24 protein-coding genes are annotated in these 13,591 nt (G+C 63.4%); 22 read left to right on the top strand and 2 right to left on the bottom strand.

Features of this window, described 5'->3' with window-relative positions:
- Positions 1-2 precede the first annotated feature (2 nt).
- The 11 genes from V474_RS02285 to V474_RS02240 all read left to right on the top strand — a co-directional run bounded on the left by V474_RS02285 (position 3) and on the right by V474_RS02240 (position 5,455).
- Positions 3-302, top strand: a complete 300-nt coding sequence (locus V474_RS02285) for a RusA family crossover junction endodeoxyribonuclease (RefSeq protein WP_148649262.1) — start codon at positions 3-5, stop codon at positions 300-302.
- The gene (locus tag V474_RS25435; RefSeq protein WP_148649261.1) at positions 299-1,006 is read left to right on the top strand and encodes a hypothetical protein; all 708 of its coding nucleotides are present in this window, start codon (positions 299-301) and stop codon (positions 1,004-1,006) included. The genes V474_RS02285 and V474_RS25435 overlap by 4 nt, the downstream gene beginning before the upstream one ends.
- Positions 942-1,604 (top strand): hypothetical protein, encoded by a 663-nt coding sequence (locus V474_RS02280; protein ID WP_148649260.1) that lies wholly within the window; start codon positions 942-944, stop codon positions 1,602-1,604. The genes V474_RS25435 and V474_RS02280 overlap by 65 nt, the downstream gene beginning before the upstream one ends.
- Positions 1,601-1,774 carry a hypothetical protein gene (locus V474_RS26035; protein ID WP_169794991.1) on the top strand — a complete coding sequence of 58 codons (174 nt, stop codon included), beginning with the start codon at positions 1,601-1,603 and terminating at the stop codon, positions 1,772-1,774. Before V474_RS02280 ends, V474_RS26035 begins: the two co-directional genes overlap by 4 nt.
- Positions 1,771-2,031, top strand: coding sequence for a hypothetical protein (locus tag V474_RS02275; protein ID WP_059149927.1), 261 nt, complete (start codon positions 1,771-1,773; stop codon positions 2,029-2,031). Before V474_RS26035 ends, V474_RS02275 begins: the two co-directional genes overlap by 4 nt.
- 2 nt (positions 2,032-2,033) lie before the next feature.
- Positions 2,034-2,258 carry a hypothetical protein gene (locus tag V474_RS02270; RefSeq protein WP_148649259.1) on the top strand — a complete coding sequence of 75 codons (225 nt, stop codon included), beginning with the start codon at positions 2,034-2,036 and terminating at the stop codon, positions 2,256-2,258.
- On the top strand, positions 2,255-2,815 hold the full coding sequence (locus V474_RS02265) for a hypothetical protein (RefSeq protein ID WP_059149925.1): 561 nt from the start codon (positions 2,255-2,257) through the stop codon (positions 2,813-2,815). The genes V474_RS02270 and V474_RS02265 overlap by 4 nt, the downstream gene beginning before the upstream one ends.
- 174 nt (positions 2,816-2,989) lie before the next feature.
- Positions 2,990-3,184 (top strand): hypothetical protein, encoded by a 195-nt coding sequence (locus V474_RS02255; RefSeq protein WP_059149923.1) that lies wholly within the window; start codon positions 2,990-2,992, stop codon positions 3,182-3,184.
- Positions 3,181-3,684, top strand: coding sequence for a terminase small subunit (locus V474_RS02250; RefSeq protein WP_059149922.1), 504 nt, complete (start codon positions 3,181-3,183; stop codon positions 3,682-3,684). The genes V474_RS02255 and V474_RS02250 overlap by 4 nt, the downstream gene beginning before the upstream one ends.
- A complete protein-coding gene (locus tag V474_RS02245; protein WP_059149921.1) occupies positions 3,681-4,052 on the top strand; it encodes a DUF4031 domain-containing protein in 372 nt (123 codons plus the stop codon). The genes V474_RS02250 and V474_RS02245 overlap by 4 nt, the downstream gene beginning before the upstream one ends.
- Positions 4,049-5,455 (top strand): phage terminase large subunit, encoded by a 1,407-nt coding sequence (locus tag V474_RS02240; RefSeq protein WP_236710512.1) that lies wholly within the window; start codon positions 4,049-4,051, stop codon positions 5,453-5,455. The genes V474_RS02245 and V474_RS02240 overlap by 4 nt, the downstream gene beginning before the upstream one ends.
- Here the strand turns inward: V474_RS02240 and V474_RS02235 are convergent.
- Complete coding sequence (locus tag V474_RS02235; RefSeq protein ID WP_059149920.1) at positions 5,452-5,970, bottom strand: hypothetical protein; 519 nt, start codon at positions 5,968-5,970, stop codon at positions 5,452-5,454. The genes V474_RS02240 and V474_RS02235 overlap by 4 nt on opposite strands.
- Positions 5,971-6,027: 57 nt before the next feature.
- Between V474_RS02235 and V474_RS02230 the strand changes: the two genes are divergently transcribed.
- From V474_RS02230 to V474_RS02220, 3 genes are read left to right on the top strand one after another with little or no spacing between them, the layout of a single operon-like run.
- Positions 6,028-7,935, top strand: coding sequence for a phage portal protein (locus V474_RS02230; protein ID WP_059149919.1), 1,908 nt, complete (start codon positions 6,028-6,030; stop codon positions 7,933-7,935).
- On the top strand, positions 7,932-8,111 hold the full coding sequence (locus V474_RS26460) for a hypothetical protein (protein WP_059149918.1): 180 nt from the start codon (positions 7,932-7,934) through the stop codon (positions 8,109-8,111). The genes V474_RS02230 and V474_RS26460 overlap by 4 nt, the downstream gene beginning before the upstream one ends.
- A gap of 1 nt (position 8,112) precedes the next feature.
- Positions 8,113-8,916, top strand: a complete 804-nt coding sequence (locus V474_RS02220; RefSeq protein WP_059149917.1) for a phage minor head protein — start codon at positions 8,113-8,115, stop codon at positions 8,914-8,916.
- On the opposite strand, the gene V474_RS02215 is transcribed toward V474_RS02220, so the two are convergent.
- Complete coding sequence (locus V474_RS02215) at positions 8,913-9,254, bottom strand: hypothetical protein (RefSeq protein ID WP_201785984.1); 342 nt, start codon at positions 9,252-9,254, stop codon at positions 8,913-8,915. The genes V474_RS02220 and V474_RS02215 overlap by 4 nt on opposite strands.
- 63 nt (positions 9,255-9,317) lie before the next feature.
- Here V474_RS02215 and V474_RS02210 point away from each other — a divergent pair, with 63 nt between their 5' ends.
- The 8 genes from V474_RS02210 (at position 9,318) to V474_RS26030 (ending at position 13,582) form a co-directional block, all read left to right on the top strand.
- Complete coding sequence (locus tag V474_RS02210; protein ID WP_059149915.1) at positions 9,318-10,397, top strand: DUF2213 domain-containing protein; 1,080 nt, start codon at positions 9,318-9,320, stop codon at positions 10,395-10,397.
- Between the two features lie 3 nt (positions 10,398-10,400).
- Positions 10,401-10,766 (top strand): head decoration protein, encoded by a 366-nt coding sequence (locus tag V474_RS02205; RefSeq protein WP_059149914.1) that lies wholly within the window; start codon positions 10,401-10,403, stop codon positions 10,764-10,766.
- Between the two features lie 11 nt (positions 10,767-10,777).
- Positions 10,778-11,794 carry a major capsid protein gene (locus V474_RS02200; RefSeq protein WP_059149913.1) on the top strand — a complete coding sequence of 339 codons (1,017 nt, stop codon included), beginning with the start codon at positions 10,778-10,780 and terminating at the stop codon, positions 11,792-11,794.
- A gap of 3 nt (positions 11,795-11,797) precedes the next feature.
- Positions 11,798-12,106: a hypothetical protein gene (locus V474_RS02195; protein WP_059149912.1), complete on the top strand. Its 309-nt coding sequence runs from the start codon at positions 11,798-11,800 to the stop codon at positions 12,104-12,106.
- Between the two features lie 71 nt (positions 12,107-12,177).
- Positions 12,178-12,573: a DUF4054 domain-containing protein gene (locus tag V474_RS02190; protein WP_059149911.1), complete on the top strand. Its 396-nt coding sequence runs from the start codon at positions 12,178-12,180 to the stop codon at positions 12,571-12,573.
- The gene (locus V474_RS02185) at positions 12,573-12,950 is read left to right on the top strand and encodes a hypothetical protein (protein WP_059149910.1); all 378 of its coding nucleotides are present in this window, start codon (positions 12,573-12,575) and stop codon (positions 12,948-12,950) included. Before V474_RS02190 ends, V474_RS02185 begins: the two co-directional genes overlap by 1 nt.
- A complete protein-coding gene (gp17, locus tag V474_RS02180) occupies positions 12,950-13,411 on the top strand; it encodes a tail completion protein gp17 (protein WP_059149909.1) in 462 nt (153 codons plus the stop codon). The genes V474_RS02185 and gp17 overlap by 1 nt, the downstream gene beginning before the upstream one ends.
- 12 nt (positions 13,412-13,423) lie before the next feature.
- Positions 13,424-13,582, top strand: a complete 159-nt coding sequence (locus V474_RS26030) for a hypothetical protein (protein WP_169794990.1) — start codon at positions 13,424-13,426, stop codon at positions 13,580-13,582.
- Positions 13,583-13,591 lie beyond the last annotated feature (9 nt).

The raw sequence follows: 13,591 nt of genomic DNA, 5'->3' as shown, positions 1-13,591 counted from the left end.
GGATGGCCTCGTCGCGCATCAAGCGCAACGCTCGCCAGGAAGCGGCGCTGCTCGCCCGCGCCGCCCTCGGGCCGACCATCAAGGCCATCGGCGCCGCGCTGGCCGAGGCGGGAAGCATCGAAATGACGGTGACGTTCTACCCGCCCGACCGCCGGCACCGCGACGACGACAACATGATCGCCAGCTTCAAGGCCGCCCGTGACGGCATTGCCGATGCCCTGGGCGTCGATGATCGCAAGTTCCGGCCGAAGTACACCATTGCCGAGCCATGCACGCCCGGCAGGATCGAGATCACGCTGTGAGCAATCTCCTCGCCCGCCTTATTGAAGCTGGCACCCCCGCCGAACTGGTGGGCGAGGTGGCGATGCTGCTCGCCGAGCAAAAGGTGCTGGAAAACCGCCGCGCCAATGAGCGGGAGCGCAAAGCTAAGCAACGCGCCGGGCATGTGGAAGATGTGGAATGTCACGTGACGTCACGTGACGGCACGGGACAAGCCGGGACGTCACAGGACAACCCCTCCCTTCCCCGCCTCCCCAATGAAAATAAATCTAACCCCTCCACCCCTACCCACCCGGAAAAACAATCACCGCGTACGCGTAAGGGCACCCGGCTCCCGGTCGATTGGCAGCCCGCTTCGCTGGATGCGGTGACGCTGGCCGAGATCGAAACCTGGCCTGCCGGTGCGATGGAGCGAGAACTGTCGAAGTTCCGAGATTGGGCCAAGTCAGCGCCCGGCACGAAGGGGGTGAAATCGGATTGGGATGCCACGTGGCGCAACTGGCTCCGAAAAGCACATGACGAAGGAAGGTACGGAAATGGAAACTCTCGGACGAATTCTGGACCGCGCTCTTCCGGCAGCAATGGAAGGCCCAAGGACGGTGCAATCGCAGCACTTGACCGAAAAATGGGATTGGACCGTGGCCCGGGTGAACCCCGCTACCATGACGATCGCTCAGGCTCGCAAGATCGCGGACGCGCCGCTGCCGGTCCTCGAAGCCTGTTCTGAATCCCGCTTTGACGAGTGCTTGCGCCTGATGATGGCCACGTTGCCCAAGCGCAATTCGGACGACCTGAGCGGCGAGCTTCTGATACGGGCCTATGCCGGCAAGCTCGGCGGGTTTTCTGAAGGCCAGATTGGCTACCTGACTGACCGCGCCCTTGAGCGCTGCGAGTGGTTTCCGACCATCGCCCAGTGCTTGGCCATCATCAGCGAATGGAAGCGCAACGACGCGCCGCTGCTGCTTCAGGACCGAGCCAAGAGCATGGTGCTTTGGGATCGTCAGCGGCGGTTCGATGGTGTGATGGCGCATCTTGCCGCTGGCACGTTCACTCAGGACCAGATCGACGCACTGCCGGATAGCTGGAAGGCTGTCGGTGAGACGCGCGGTTACCTCTGGCCGAAAGACGACGGCACGTACATCGCGCGCATCCTGCCGGGTGGCGAGACGGTGCGATACCCCGATGCCGCAGACGAAACGCCCGGGCACGCCGGTCCAGCTTGCCGCAAATGCCACGACCTCGGGCGCGTCCTCAGCCTGGAAGGCGATGAGGTTGATTGTCGGGACTGCGTGCCCGCTGATCACATTGCGGAGGCAGCGGAATGACCGATCTTTTCACCGCCGCGCCCCGCGCCAAGGCCGGCACCGGAAACGGAACCCTGCTTGGCCACCTCGCAAACGGGATGAGCAAATTAGATATGGCCCGCAACCACCGCGAGGGCCGCTATCCCGATGCGCACCCAGTGTATCTGGCGCTGATCGGAATTCGGTCATGACGCTCCACGTGACCGTCCACGCCATAGAGCGCGCCATGCAGCGGATACCCGGCGTCACGTCTGAGGCGAAGGCCCGCGCCATCCTGTCGACCGACGCGATCCACAAGGCTGTCGAGTTCGGCGCGATCGCTGTGACCCTGGGCACCGGCCAGCGGCTCGTCATCAACGACGGCTCCATCATCACCGTACTGTCGAAGGAGCGTAGGCGCATTCACGCCCACCGCCGCCGGTACTGCAATTACCATGAGGGGGAATGATCATGGCTTGGGCGCCCATCGACATTAGCACGCCGGAAAAGTGGCATCGCTTCAAGGCCTGGCGCTGGCGGGATAGCTGCTGGATCGTCGCCATAGCGTTCTGCCCGACGCACTTCTCAATCGGCGCAGAGCTTCTTACCGGCTTCGGTAGGGGCGTGGCCCTGCAAATCGGCCCCTTTTGGCTCGGCGCTGCCGCCAACTTCAGTTCGCTCAAGGACCCAGCATGAACGCCATCACCATCATCGAGGCGGCGCCTACCCCTGCCACCCTAGAAGATTGGATCGCCCAAGGCCGCGCCCTCGTCGCCCAACGCCTCGACAATGACTGGCGGATTGCCGACTGGATGGCAGAGGGCAAGACCGCCGGCCACCTGACGCAGGCGAAGTTCGACTTCCTGCAGGACAACCTCGGGCTGGCCCCGAAGCGCTTGAAGGATGCCTTGAAGGCAGCGACGACGTTCCCGCCCGCCCTGCGCGACAGCACCCTGTCGGTAGAGCACCACGCCGCTGTCGCCAGCCTGCCCAAGGACGAGGCCCTGCCGCTGCTCAAGCGCGCAGCCCGCGAACACCTGAGCGTGAACGACTGCCGGGAGGTGGTGACCCAGCGCCGGTACGAGACGGGCCAGCGTTTCGATGACGAGGACACCGACACGACGCTGGCGACCCTGATCCGCCGGGCATGGAACCGTGCAACCGAGCAGGCCCGCCGTGAAGCCTACGAGGATTTCAAGATCGCGGCCGGCAAAGGGTTTAGCATCATCGACGAGGACGAGACGAGAGCATGAGGTGCCAACTCAATATTTCGACAGAGTGCGAGCAAGACGCGGAAATTCGCCTGCGCACTCGGTCCATCGACGCAGTGACGTGCCTGCCCTGCGGCAAGGCGTTCCAGCACAAATACCCGCACGCGATCGATAGCCTTTCGATCGCAATACTGCCTAGCGCAGAGGTATGTGAACATGACGCGTAAGCTGCTGCCCACCTCCGCGCCCAAGCCGATCCCCCCGGAGTTCCTTGAGAAGTTCGCTGCACATGGCTGGCGCCGGGTAGAGAACATCTGGGGGCGGTCCACTGTCATGGCCTGGCGCAAGGCGCTGGGGGCTAAGCGGATGGCCGAGGCGCGGAAGCGGTATTTGCGGGAGCATGCGAAGTGAACGACAAGCAGCGCCGTTTCGCCGCCGAGTACCTTGTCGACCTTAATGCCACTCAGGCAGCCATTCGGGCAGGCTACAGCGCGAAGACAGCGAAACAGCAGGGCCAACGCCTGTTGACGAATGTTGACGTGCAGAGAGCGGTAACGGCGGGTCAGTCGGCGCGATCGGAGCGAACGCAGGTCAACTCCGATTGGGTGCTGCAACGCCTTGCCCTGGAAGCCGATGCTGACCTTGCCGACCTGTACGACGCTGAGGGCACCCTGAAGAAGGTCCATGACTGGCCGCTCATCTGGAGGCAGGGCCTTGTCGCTGGCGTCGACGTCGAGGAACTGCGCGTCGAGGGCGTGGTCATCGGCAGCGTCCGCAAGGTCAAACTGTCCGACCGCATTAAGCGCGTTGAGCTGATCGGCAAGCACATCGACGTGCAGGCCTTCAAGGAAAAGATCGAGCACACCGGCGGGCTTACCGTCGTGGTGGATGCGAAGGACGCTGCGCTATGACCGTCTACGTCGACGATGTGCGCCACCGCTTCGGCAACATGGTCATGTGCCACCTGTGGGCCGACACCTTGGAAGAGTTGCTGTCCATGGTCGACACGATCGGCGTGCAGCGGAAGTGGATACAAGGCCACCCCACGCTGTCATTTGGCAAGCACCGCAACGCGTCGTGGGTCCACTTCGACATCAGCCTGAGCAAGAAGGCCGAAGCTCAGCGCTATGGCGCGATCCTGACCGATCGATACGGTCCGGTAGAGCATACCTCTCGCCTCGACATTGCTTCCGGCGACCCGGCACGTGAAACGCGCGGCCGGAAGATGATGGAGATGGTGGCAAATTGCCGCGGCATGCGGAATGTCGTGAGCGCATGAGCCCAGCCACCGGCTTCACCTCCGAGATTACTGCTGAACGACCCGGCATAGGCCACAACGGCGGCCCGTCGATCGCCAAGCTGACCCCGAAGCAGGAAGAGGCGCGCGACCTCCTCGCCAGTGCTGCCACGAACATCATGCTCCGGGGCGGCTCGCGCTCGGGCAAGACGTTCCTGCTCATCCGCGCCATCTGTCAACGCGCCATCAACGCGCCCGGCGGGCGGCATGCAATCTTCCGTTTCCGGTTCAACCACGCGAAGACCTCGATCTGGTCCGACACGCTGCCCAAGGTTCTCAAGCTATGCTTCCCGGGCCTGGCGGTGACCTGGAACAAGACCGACTTCTACATCGAGTTTCCGAACGGATCGCAAATCTGGATCGGGGGCCTCGACGACAAGGAGCGCGTCGAGAAGATCCTCGGCGCCGAGTATGTGACGCTCTACTTCAACGAGTCCTCGCAGATCGCGTGGTCGTCAGTCGAAATGGCGATGTCTCGCCTGGCGCAGAACGTGCCGCTTGATCCCGCGATTGCCGCGGCAACCGGCCGCACGCACCTGTCGCTCAAAGCCTACTTCGATTGCAACCCGCCTTCCAAGCTGCACTGGTCCTATGTGCTGTTCCGCGCGAAGATGAAGCCGGGCACCAAGGAGAAGCTGGCCGATCCCGACGATTACGCCGAGATGCTGGTGAACCCCTCGGACAACGCCGCCAACCTGCCGCCCAAGTATTTCGAGATCCTCGCCAACATGAGCGCGGCGCAGCGCCTGCGCTTCGAGAAGGGCGAATGGGCGAGCGACGTCAACGGCGCGCTGTGGACGATCGAGGATCGCGTTACCGAAGGCGGCGAGATACCGGGCATCGATCGCTTCCGAGTGGCGAAGAACGGCCTGCCGGACATGCAGCGCATCGTCGTCGCGGTCGATCCATCAGGCACCAAGGGCGACGGCGGCGGGGATGACATCGGCATCGTGGTCGCTGGCAAGGGCGTGGATGGCCGGGCCTATGTGCTGGAGGATGCGACCTGCCAGCTATCGCCGGAGGGCTGGGGCCGGCGCGTCAATGACCGCGCGGCTCACTGGAACGCCGACTGCATCGTGGCCGAACGCAACTTCGGCGGCGCGATGGTCGGCGCCGTGCTGCGAGCAGCGGGGATCAAGGCCCGGTTCAAGGAGGTCACCGCCACGCGCGGCAAGGTGATCCGCGCCGAACCAATCGCCGCGCTGTACGAGCAGGGTAAGGTCAGTCACGTCGGCAACCTGCCCGACCTGGAGGATCAGATGTGCAACTTCACCGCATCGGGCTACGTCGGTGAGGGATCGCCGGACAGGGCTGATGCGCTGGTTTGGGCGATGACTGAGCTGATGATGGGCAAGGCAGGGTATTCGATGGATAACCTGCTTTAAGGGCCAGCCCAGCCCAGAGCGTTGTACATGCCGACGAAGGCGGCGAGTGCCTGTTGCGCTTGATCGACCATTTGGGCGCGGTGGTATTGGAGATCCACTAATCGAAAGGTCCTGATGACGGCAGCCGCGTCGTCGCCAAGTTCGGTGGCTGCATCGCGGTCGAACTTCCGAAATACAAAACCGGCATCACCTGTAGGTGTGTGGTGGATCACGCAAAACCCATGGGCCAAGAGATTTCGCACTTCGTGATTGCCCTCGAAAGCGTCGAGAACACTTGTGAGGATTTCGGAGTACGGAGATAACGGGCCATCTAGGGCCAGCATGTCACGAACCTTCTTCACCCGCTTTGCAGCACTGTGGCTGACCGTGCCCGTCTGAGTAATGTAGAGCGGGAATTCCCGGCAATGCACAATGAGATCTCCGAGCAGGTATTCAATTTGAGCATAGGAATTAGCTATCCAACCGCGCTCACTCATACCCTGCTCTGCGAACTCTTTGAGTTGTTCTTCGGTCATGCAATACCTCCTCCGACAGCGGTAATCTAAAGCCGATCCGCCGCATACCCTCCCCGCATGGCCTGGATCACCGACAGTCTGCGCGGCGCTATCGAGGCGGCCGGTCGCCTGAACCCATTCGGACGTGGCGCGACATCTACCGCCCTCTCCGGCATTTTCTCCCACGAACTGGCCACTGCCGCCTACATGGCGTCGGGCATGATGAAGAAGGTGATTTCGATCCCCGCCGAGGATCGTGTGCGCGAGTGGCGTGACTGGCAGGCTGATGCCAAGGCCATTGAGGCAATCGAGAAGGAAGAGGCCCGGCTTGCCCTGACCGCCAAGGTGCAGGAAGCCGAGAACCTTCGCGGGATCGGCGGCGGCGCGCTGCTCATCATCACTGCCGGCGATCACAGCCAAGAACTCAAGCCCGAACAGATCACCAAGGGCGGCATCGTCGCCATCAACGTCGTCTCGCGCTGGCAGATCACCGGCAAGGAATGGATCAAGGAACTCACTTCGCCGCAGTATGGTGAGCCGACGATGTGGGAGATGAAGGGCGAGACGGGCGCCGCGGTTAATATCCACCCGAGCCGCGTCATCTGCTTCCGGGGCGCGCGCATCCCCGCCGGTTCCGCCGTTGGCGACGAAGAAGCATTCTGGGGCGATTCCCGGCTGCTGCGCGTCTACACCGAGGTCTCGCGATCCGACGAGACGCAGGCATGGTTCGCGGCGCTGGTTCGCAAGGCCAAGCTCCTGCGCATCGGCATCCCCGATCTTGATAGCCGCGACGTCGAGGAACTGAACAAGCGCATCGAGGTCATCGGCCTGGGCGAGAGCAGCCTGAACGCAACGGTCTACCGCTCATCCGGTGGCGCCGACGACGCAGGCGAGACGATCACCGACTATCAGGTCACCTGGAACGGCATACCCGCGATGATGGACGCGTTCGACCAGCGCGTTGCCGCCGTGTCGGATATCCCGTTCACCCGTCTGATGGGCCGCTCGCCCGCTGGCATGAACGCCACGGGCAAGTCTGACGATGACAACTGGAACAAGATGGTCGTCTCCGGCCAGAAGCTGGAAACCCGCCCCTGCCTGGAGAAGTTGGACCCGTTCCTGTTGCGCTCGGCAGGCGTCGATCCAGCGAAGGTGACGTGGAAGTTCGCGCCCTTGTCCGTACCCAGCGAGGCAGAGGAAGCAACGACCTTCAAGACCACCATGGAGGCGGTCACCCTTGTGCAGGCCACGGGCACTATACCTGACGAGGCGTTCGCCAAGGGCGTGCAGAACCTCATGTCGGAGCGGGAGTACATTCCCGGTCTCGACCAGGCGCTTTCCGAGATCCCTGAGGATGAGCGCTTCGGCCTCAACCCCAAGCCGCCGGCCGATAACGACGACGATCCCAATGCGCTCCAATCTGGAAAGGAGGTGATCGTACCATCTGCCGGTGGCGGGGGCAGCGTCCCCGCCCGCCGTGCCGCCAACGATGCTGCCGCGTTCTTCGTCGATGCCACGCCGCGCCCGCTCTACGTCCAGCGCAAGCTGCTGAACGGCGCGGACCTGATCGCTTGGGCGAAGGCCAATGGCTTCACCAGCACCCTGCCCGCCGACGACATGCACGTCACCGTGCTCTATTCGCGCACCGCCGTGGACCCGATGAAGATGGGCGAAGGCTGGAGCGGTGACGACAAGGGAAATGTGCGCGTGAAGCCCGGTGGCCCGCGCGCGATCGAGCGCCTGGGCGAGAGCGCCGTCGTGCTGCTGTTCGCGTCCTACGACATTGAGGGCCGGCACCGCTCCATGGTTGAGGCTGGCGGGTCCCACGACTTCCCCGATTATCAGCCGCACGTCACCATCTCGTACGACGTGCCGGCCGACTTCGACCTCGATGCGCTCAAGCCGTTCACCGGTGCGCTGGAGTTCGGGCCTGAGCTGTTCGAGCCGCTGGACCTCGACTGGAAATCCAAGGTGGTTGAGGCATGAAATCCGTCCTCGACGCATCCGATGCCATCCAGGCCGCCATGAAGGCCATGGGTATCAACGGCTCATACGATGTGCGTCTCGAAGGATCGAGGTCGACGGGATGGGTCGGTAAGCCCGGCGGGAAAGATTTCGAGGTGGTGGTTACGATTAAGCCGCTGCCGCCGATTGAGGGATGACGTGCCCCGCTTCGACCTAGCCATCCTCGCCCGCCGGCAGCGCAATGTCCGCCGGTCGAGCATAGTCCTGCGCGATATTGTGCCCCCGGCTGTGCTGGCGACCGACCTCTATCGGGCTGTGTATAAGCCTGTGGTCGAAGCGTGGATAAGCGCCCTTCCCCGCATCGAGGCCGAATACGCCCGCACCATCGGCGAGATGACCACCGACAGCGCGGCCGACGTGAAGGCCGAGATCGACACGGCCGCCGGCGAGGTGAACCGCCTTGTGCTGATGCTGACCCCGGCGCTGCGGGAGTGGGCGTTGCGCGTCGAGCAGTGGCAGCGCGGCAAGTGGCGCGGCGCTGTGCTGTCGGCCACCGGCGTTGACTTGCAGACCATGCTTGGACCCGAGGACGTGCGCGCCAGCCTGGAGACGACGATCCAGTGGAATGCTGCTCTCGTGGCAGACGTGTCCGATCAGGTGCGCCAGCGCATCAGCGCCGCGGTATTCGACGGCTTGACCAACCGTACCCCGGCGCGCGAGGTGGCGAAGACGATCCGCGAGAAGACGGGGATGGGTCGCGACCGATCGGTTCGGATCGCCTCGGACCAGCTCACCAAGCTGACCAGCGCGCTCGCGGATGAGCGTCGGCGCGAGGCGGGCATCGATACGTGGAAGTGGCGATCGAGTCATAAACTCCACTACCGCCCCGAGCACGCGGCGCGGGACGGCAAGGATTACACCGACGCAACGGCGCCGCAGGATCTACCTGGGCGGTTGCCCTACTGCGGGTGTCGATCGCAGGCGGTGGTTGCGTTCGATTAGGCCCACCGTTCCTTGATGAACGAGGTCACCTCAGTATCTACGTTGTACCAGTGGGCCGTGTTGTTAGTCGCATCTACGACATAAACCGTGTCACTGGAATCCATTGCGGCCCAAACAATGTCCGCAGCCTGAGACGACGTATAGTTGGATGTTACATAGAAGTAAGATTTATGAATTTTCCCCCAATCGCCTAAAGTCTTGATCGCACCAATGACCTTTTCGTAGTTTTGGCCCGGCGAGTTGAGGTCGTACGACACGTGCAGATTATTTGCCATTTTTACCCCCGAATCGTTTTCGTGTGACGGCGGTAAACTCAAATAATTCGCTGCCTTATTCAAGGTGTCATGCAATTTCGGGACAGCCTCACGCTAGACGCACCCCGCCGCATTGAGGGCGGCGCGATGGCTGTCCGCGCACGGGCGGCGCGCATCGGCGTCTACCAGTACGGCGGCTCCGAGGTAGACCCCGACAACAAGCACGGGCTGCGCGACACTGCGCTGGTCAACGTGCTCCGCGACGACCGCACCGTCTTCGACGAAAAGGCAGTCCGCTCCTTCATCGGTAAGCCGGTCACCGACGACCACCCTGCCGCCCCGGTCACCACCGCCAACTGGCGCGATCACGCGCGCGGGACCGTCATGGGCGCGATGCGCGACGGTGATTATCTCGCCTTCGACCTCCTCCTGACCGACGCCAGCGCCATCGCCAAAGTGGACGCAGGCAAGCGCGAACTAAGCAACGGCTACAGCGCTGACCTTGAGTTCGGCGATTTCACCGCAGCGGACGGCACCAAGTGCCAGGCGCGCCAGACTTCCATCGCCGGAAACCATGTTGCGCTGGTCGATCGCGGCCGCGCTGGTTCCGAATGCGCCATCAAGGACGGTTTCGCCGTCTGTGACGCCCTCCCCTCCAACATCCTCGATTCCCTTACTCAGGAGATGCCCGTGCCTAAGCTGCTGACGGTTGACGGGTATTCCGTCGATATCGCCAACCCAGAGATCGCCGAACGGACGATCGCCACCCTTATCGCCGCCCGCGACACTGCCACCGCGAGCCTCACCACCGCACAGGCGCAGTCCGTCACCGACGCCGCGACCATCGTCGCGAAGGATGCGGAGATCGCCAAGCTGACCGCCGACAAGCAGGCGCTGGAAGCGGCCAAGCCGACCCCGGCCCAGCTGCGCGATGCTGCCCGCCAGTTCGCGGTCGTCGTCGCCAAGGGCAAGTCGGCCGGCATCCCCGTCACCGACGCCATGGACGAGGCCACCATCATCAAGGCGGTCGTAGACAAGATGATGCCGGGCAACACTTACGCCGGTGATCACGTCCAGATCGCGTTCGACTCGCTGACCCGGGACATGAAGGTCGACGACCAGGCGGTGCAGCCGATCGGTTCGCCTATCAACGTCTCGGACGGCGCATCCGCGTGGAACGACAACGTATTCCAGTCGGCCGGCGTGGCCGTGAAGAAGGGAGCCTAAGACATGGCCATTCTGACCGAAGGCATTCACACCGCCGGCTTCCTGATCTCGGAAGCGCAGGGCATGTACCGTTCGCGCGACCAGGTGACCGTCGCCGGCGGTGCTGCACCCGGCCTTGTCGCCGGCACGCTGCTTGGCAAGATCACCGCTGGCGGCAATTTCGTGCGGCACGCGCCCGGCGCCTCGGACGGCTCGCAGACCGTCGCGGGCATTCTGTTCGAAGGCGTCATCGGCACCGCCAAGCGCACCATCGTTTCGCGTGACGCCCAGGTCGTGGGCGCGAACCTCACCTACTCTGCCGGCGCAGACGCCGCAGCCATTGCAACCGCCAACGCTGCACTCGCGGCGCTCGGCATCATCGTTCGATAAGGGGCCCGACAATGGCTGGAATGGATATCTTCAACTCGTCGGCCTTCTCGATGACCTCGCTCACCGGCGCGGTCGACAAGATGGACTACGTTCCGCAGCTTCTGGGGCAGCTCGGCCTGTTCGACTCGATGGCCGTGACCACGCGGGACATCTGGGTCGATCGTCGCGGCTCGACGCTGGCGCTCATCCCCTCGTCGCCGGTCGGCGCACCGCCTGCCGAACTGGTGCGCGATCAGCGTGACGCAGTGCCCCTCAAGACCACGCGTCTTGCAAAGGGCTTCACGATCTACGCCGAAGAGGTGCAAGGCATCCGCGCCTTCGGGTCGCAGAGCGAACTGCAGTCGGTCCAGACTGAGTACCTGCGCCGCCTCTCGCGCGTCCGCAACGACATGGAACTGACCCACGAGTTCCATCGTCTGGGCGCGCTGCAGGGCCTCCTTCTCGATGCCGATGGCACGACGGTGATCTACAACTACTTCACCGCGTTCGGCGTGACCGCGCCCGACGCCATCAGCTTCGCACTGAACGTCGACACCACCGACGTTCGCGGCAAGTGCGCGCAGGTGATCCGCTCGATGAAGCGCACCTCCAAGGGCGCATGGACCCCGGCAACGAAGGTTCACGCACTGGTCGGCGATGCCTTCTATGACGCGCTGATCAACCACCCGCAGGTCCGCACCACCTATCTGAACTGGTCCGCTGCCGCCGATCTGCGCGGCAACAACAGCTTCGGTGATTTCGAATATGGCGGCATCACCTGGCATAACTACCAGGGCACCGACGACAATTCGACCGTCGCGGTGGGCGTGGACAACGCCATCTTCTTCCCCGTGGGCGCGCAGGACGTGTTCAAGAAGGCGATGGCACCGGCTGAGTTCGGCCCCTACGTCAACACCCCCGGCCAGGACGTGTACGCCCTGAACATCCCTGATCTGCAGCGCGCAGCTTGGACCCGTGGCGAACTGTACAGCTACCCGCTGTACTTCAACCAGCGCCCCGACCTTCTCCGCACCGGCACGAGGACGTAAGCCATGAAGTACAAGGTCACCAACAACGACTTCCGCACGAAGGCCTTCCAGACCCCGGATGGCGTGAAGCTCGTCGCGCCGGGCGATACGGCCACCGTCCACGTTTCGCAGCCGATCGGCGAAGTCGAGGGGCTGAAAGCCGAACTGCTCGACGGTGAGGGCTACGAGGAAATGGATGCGCCGGACATCACCAAGATGACGGTGGCGGAGCTCAAGACCTTTGCCGAGACGAACGGCATCGACCTGGGCGAAGCGACCAAGAAGGACGACATCCTCGCCGCCATCGAACTGGCGAACGAACCGAAGTTCTAACCTTCCCGCCTTCGTCACGCATACGGGCCGCTACTCACCAGGGTGGCGGCACTTTTCGTAAGGACCTATCCTTGCCCTACACCCGCCTCCCCCTAGCCGATTTCCAAGCCCTGTTCCCTGCCTTCTCCACGCTCACCGAAGCGCCCTATGCCGCCTGGGCCACGAAGGCAGAGGCGAAGGTCGGCGAGAACTACGGCGACGAGCAGCAGGACGCGACCGAGTTCCTCACGGCGCACTATCTGGCGTCGCAAGGAATCGGCGGCGCTGCTGGTAGCGCGATGCTCCTGGCGACCGGGGCGACCAGTTTCAAATCGGGCACATTTTCTGCCTCGATCGCCGAAAGCGTCGTCGCCCAGCGCGCCAAGGGTGGGTACGGATCTACCCCATACGGCGTCGAGTTTCAGGCTATCCAGAGCCGCCTGTTTAGTGGGCCGGTGCTTATGGGCTTTACCGGGACGCCCTGCTGATGCTCGATGCAGCCTTCGCCGACATCGGCCTCGCATTCTCAGCGGTATTCGGCGGACCGTACTGGCCCGCGCAGATCATCACTCAAGGCGAGATCGAATACGACGACGGCGGGTCGATCATTCCCGGCAGCGGCGAACCAACGCGTCGAGACTGCATGGCCCAGGTCGATGCCGCCACGCTGTCGATGCGCCAGGCCGAGGGATTCATCGAGAAGGACCGCCGCATCATCGTGCTGGCAGATACGCTCACCGGCGAAATCTCCACCGAGGATCGCATCGAGCTACTGCAGGGACCGTTCGCCGGGCTCTGGGGCATCGAGAGCGTGGACCGAGACACAGGCGCCGCCGGGTTCGAACTGCGTGGGAGGCAGGGGTAATGGCATCCGTCCTGATCCGCGAGACTGAACGCGCCGCCATCATCACGTTGAAGGCCTATGCACCGCTTATCGCCATTCTCCCGAAGACTTCGATCGACCCCCAGCCAAAAACTGCGGGCTTTGATGCGCAGGGCGCGCCAGTGTGGCCCTTCGTCCGGCTCGACGCATCCCAAGCAATCCCGCGCGGCCGAGGATGTACCGCCCGGTCGGAGGTGAGGTTTCGCTTGCACTCATTCGCCAAGCCGCGCTTCAATTCGTCCTCGCAGATCATTGAAACTGCAAAGGATCACGCCGGCCGCCTCAATGACGCGGTGGTCGAAGCGATCCACAGCCATGCCTACGAGGTCGCTGGCCGACGCTACCGCTTCATCGTCTCGTCCGCCGATCTGATGCAGGACGGCGCGGAAGCTGACGCATACCACGGCATCGCGGCCATCGTTGCGCGGGCCTACCAAGGCTGATACGTCACCGGAATGGATGACGATGAAGTGCCGGTTTCCGAACGGGTTGTGACTGCGCTGCTCACGCAGATGATCCGGTCCAACATGATCCCCATCAACGACGTTATGGCCGCCGCCGAGATCTTGAAGAGGATGGCGACGAGGTTGCCGCCCGCGTCATGCGCGCAATGATTATCATGG

Source organism: Novosphingobium barchaimii LL02, assembly GCF_001046635.1.
Classification (GTDB): Bacteria; Pseudomonadota; Alphaproteobacteria; order Sphingomonadales; family Sphingomonadaceae; genus Novosphingobium; species Novosphingobium barchaimii.
Note: the sequence above shows the minus strand (reverse complement) of the source record. Positions and strands in the feature narration are given on the sequence as shown.

Coding starts and splice junctions, on each gene's coding strand:
- V474_RS26460 (WP_059149918.1), top strand. CDS start 7,932: ATGAAATCCGTCCTCGACGCATCCGATGCCATCCAGGCCGCCATGAAG.
- V474_RS02265 (WP_059149925.1), top strand. CDS start 2,255: ATGAACGCCATCACCATCATCGAGGCGGCGCCTACCCCTGCCACCCTA.
- V474_RS02275 (WP_059149927.1), top strand. CDS start 1,771: ATGACGCTCCACGTGACCGTCCACGCCATAGAGCGCGCCATGCAGCGG.
- V474_RS02185 (WP_059149910.1), top strand. CDS start 12,573: ATGCTCGATGCAGCCTTCGCCGACATCGGCCTCGCATTCTCAGCGGTA.
- V474_RS02240 (WP_236710512.1), top strand. CDS start 4,049: ATGAGCCCAGCCACCGGCTTCACCTCCGAGATTACTGCTGAACGACCC.
- V474_RS02270 (WP_148649259.1), top strand. CDS start 2,034: ATGGCTTGGGCGCCCATCGACATTAGCACGCCGGAAAAGTGGCATCGC.
- gp17 (WP_059149909.1), top strand. CDS start 12,950: ATGGCATCCGTCCTGATCCGCGAGACTGAACGCGCCGCCATCATCACG.
- V474_RS26035 (WP_169794991.1), top strand. CDS start 1,601: ATGACCGATCTTTTCACCGCCGCGCCCCGCGCCAAGGCCGGCACCGGA.
- V474_RS26030 (WP_169794990.1), top strand. CDS start 13,424: ATGGATGACGATGAAGTGCCGGTTTCCGAACGGGTTGTGACTGCGCTG.
- V474_RS02255 (WP_059149923.1), top strand. CDS start 2,990: ATGACGCGTAAGCTGCTGCCCACCTCCGCGCCCAAGCCGATCCCCCCG.
- V474_RS02245 (WP_059149921.1), top strand. CDS start 3,681: ATGACCGTCTACGTCGACGATGTGCGCCACCGCTTCGGCAACATGGTC.
- V474_RS02210 (WP_059149915.1), top strand. CDS start 9,318: ATGGCTGTCCGCGCACGGGCGGCGCGCATCGGCGTCTACCAGTACGGC.
- V474_RS02280 (WP_148649260.1), top strand. CDS start 942: ATGACGATCGCTCAGGCTCGCAAGATCGCGGACGCGCCGCTGCCGGTC.
- V474_RS02235 (WP_059149920.1), bottom strand. CDS start 5,970: ATGACCGAAGAACAACTCAAAGAGTTCGCAGAGCAGGGTATGAGTGAG.
- V474_RS02285 (WP_148649262.1), top strand. CDS start 3: ATGGCCTCGTCGCGCATCAAGCGCAACGCTCGCCAGGAAGCGGCGCTG.
- V474_RS02195 (WP_059149912.1), top strand. CDS start 11,798: ATGAAGTACAAGGTCACCAACAACGACTTCCGCACGAAGGCCTTCCAG.
- V474_RS02200 (WP_059149913.1), top strand. CDS start 10,778: ATGGCTGGAATGGATATCTTCAACTCGTCGGCCTTCTCGATGACCTCG.
- V474_RS02205 (WP_059149914.1), top strand. CDS start 10,401: ATGGCCATTCTGACCGAAGGCATTCACACCGCCGGCTTCCTGATCTCG.
- V474_RS02230 (WP_059149919.1), top strand. CDS start 6,028: ATGGCCTGGATCACCGACAGTCTGCGCGGCGCTATCGAGGCGGCCGGT.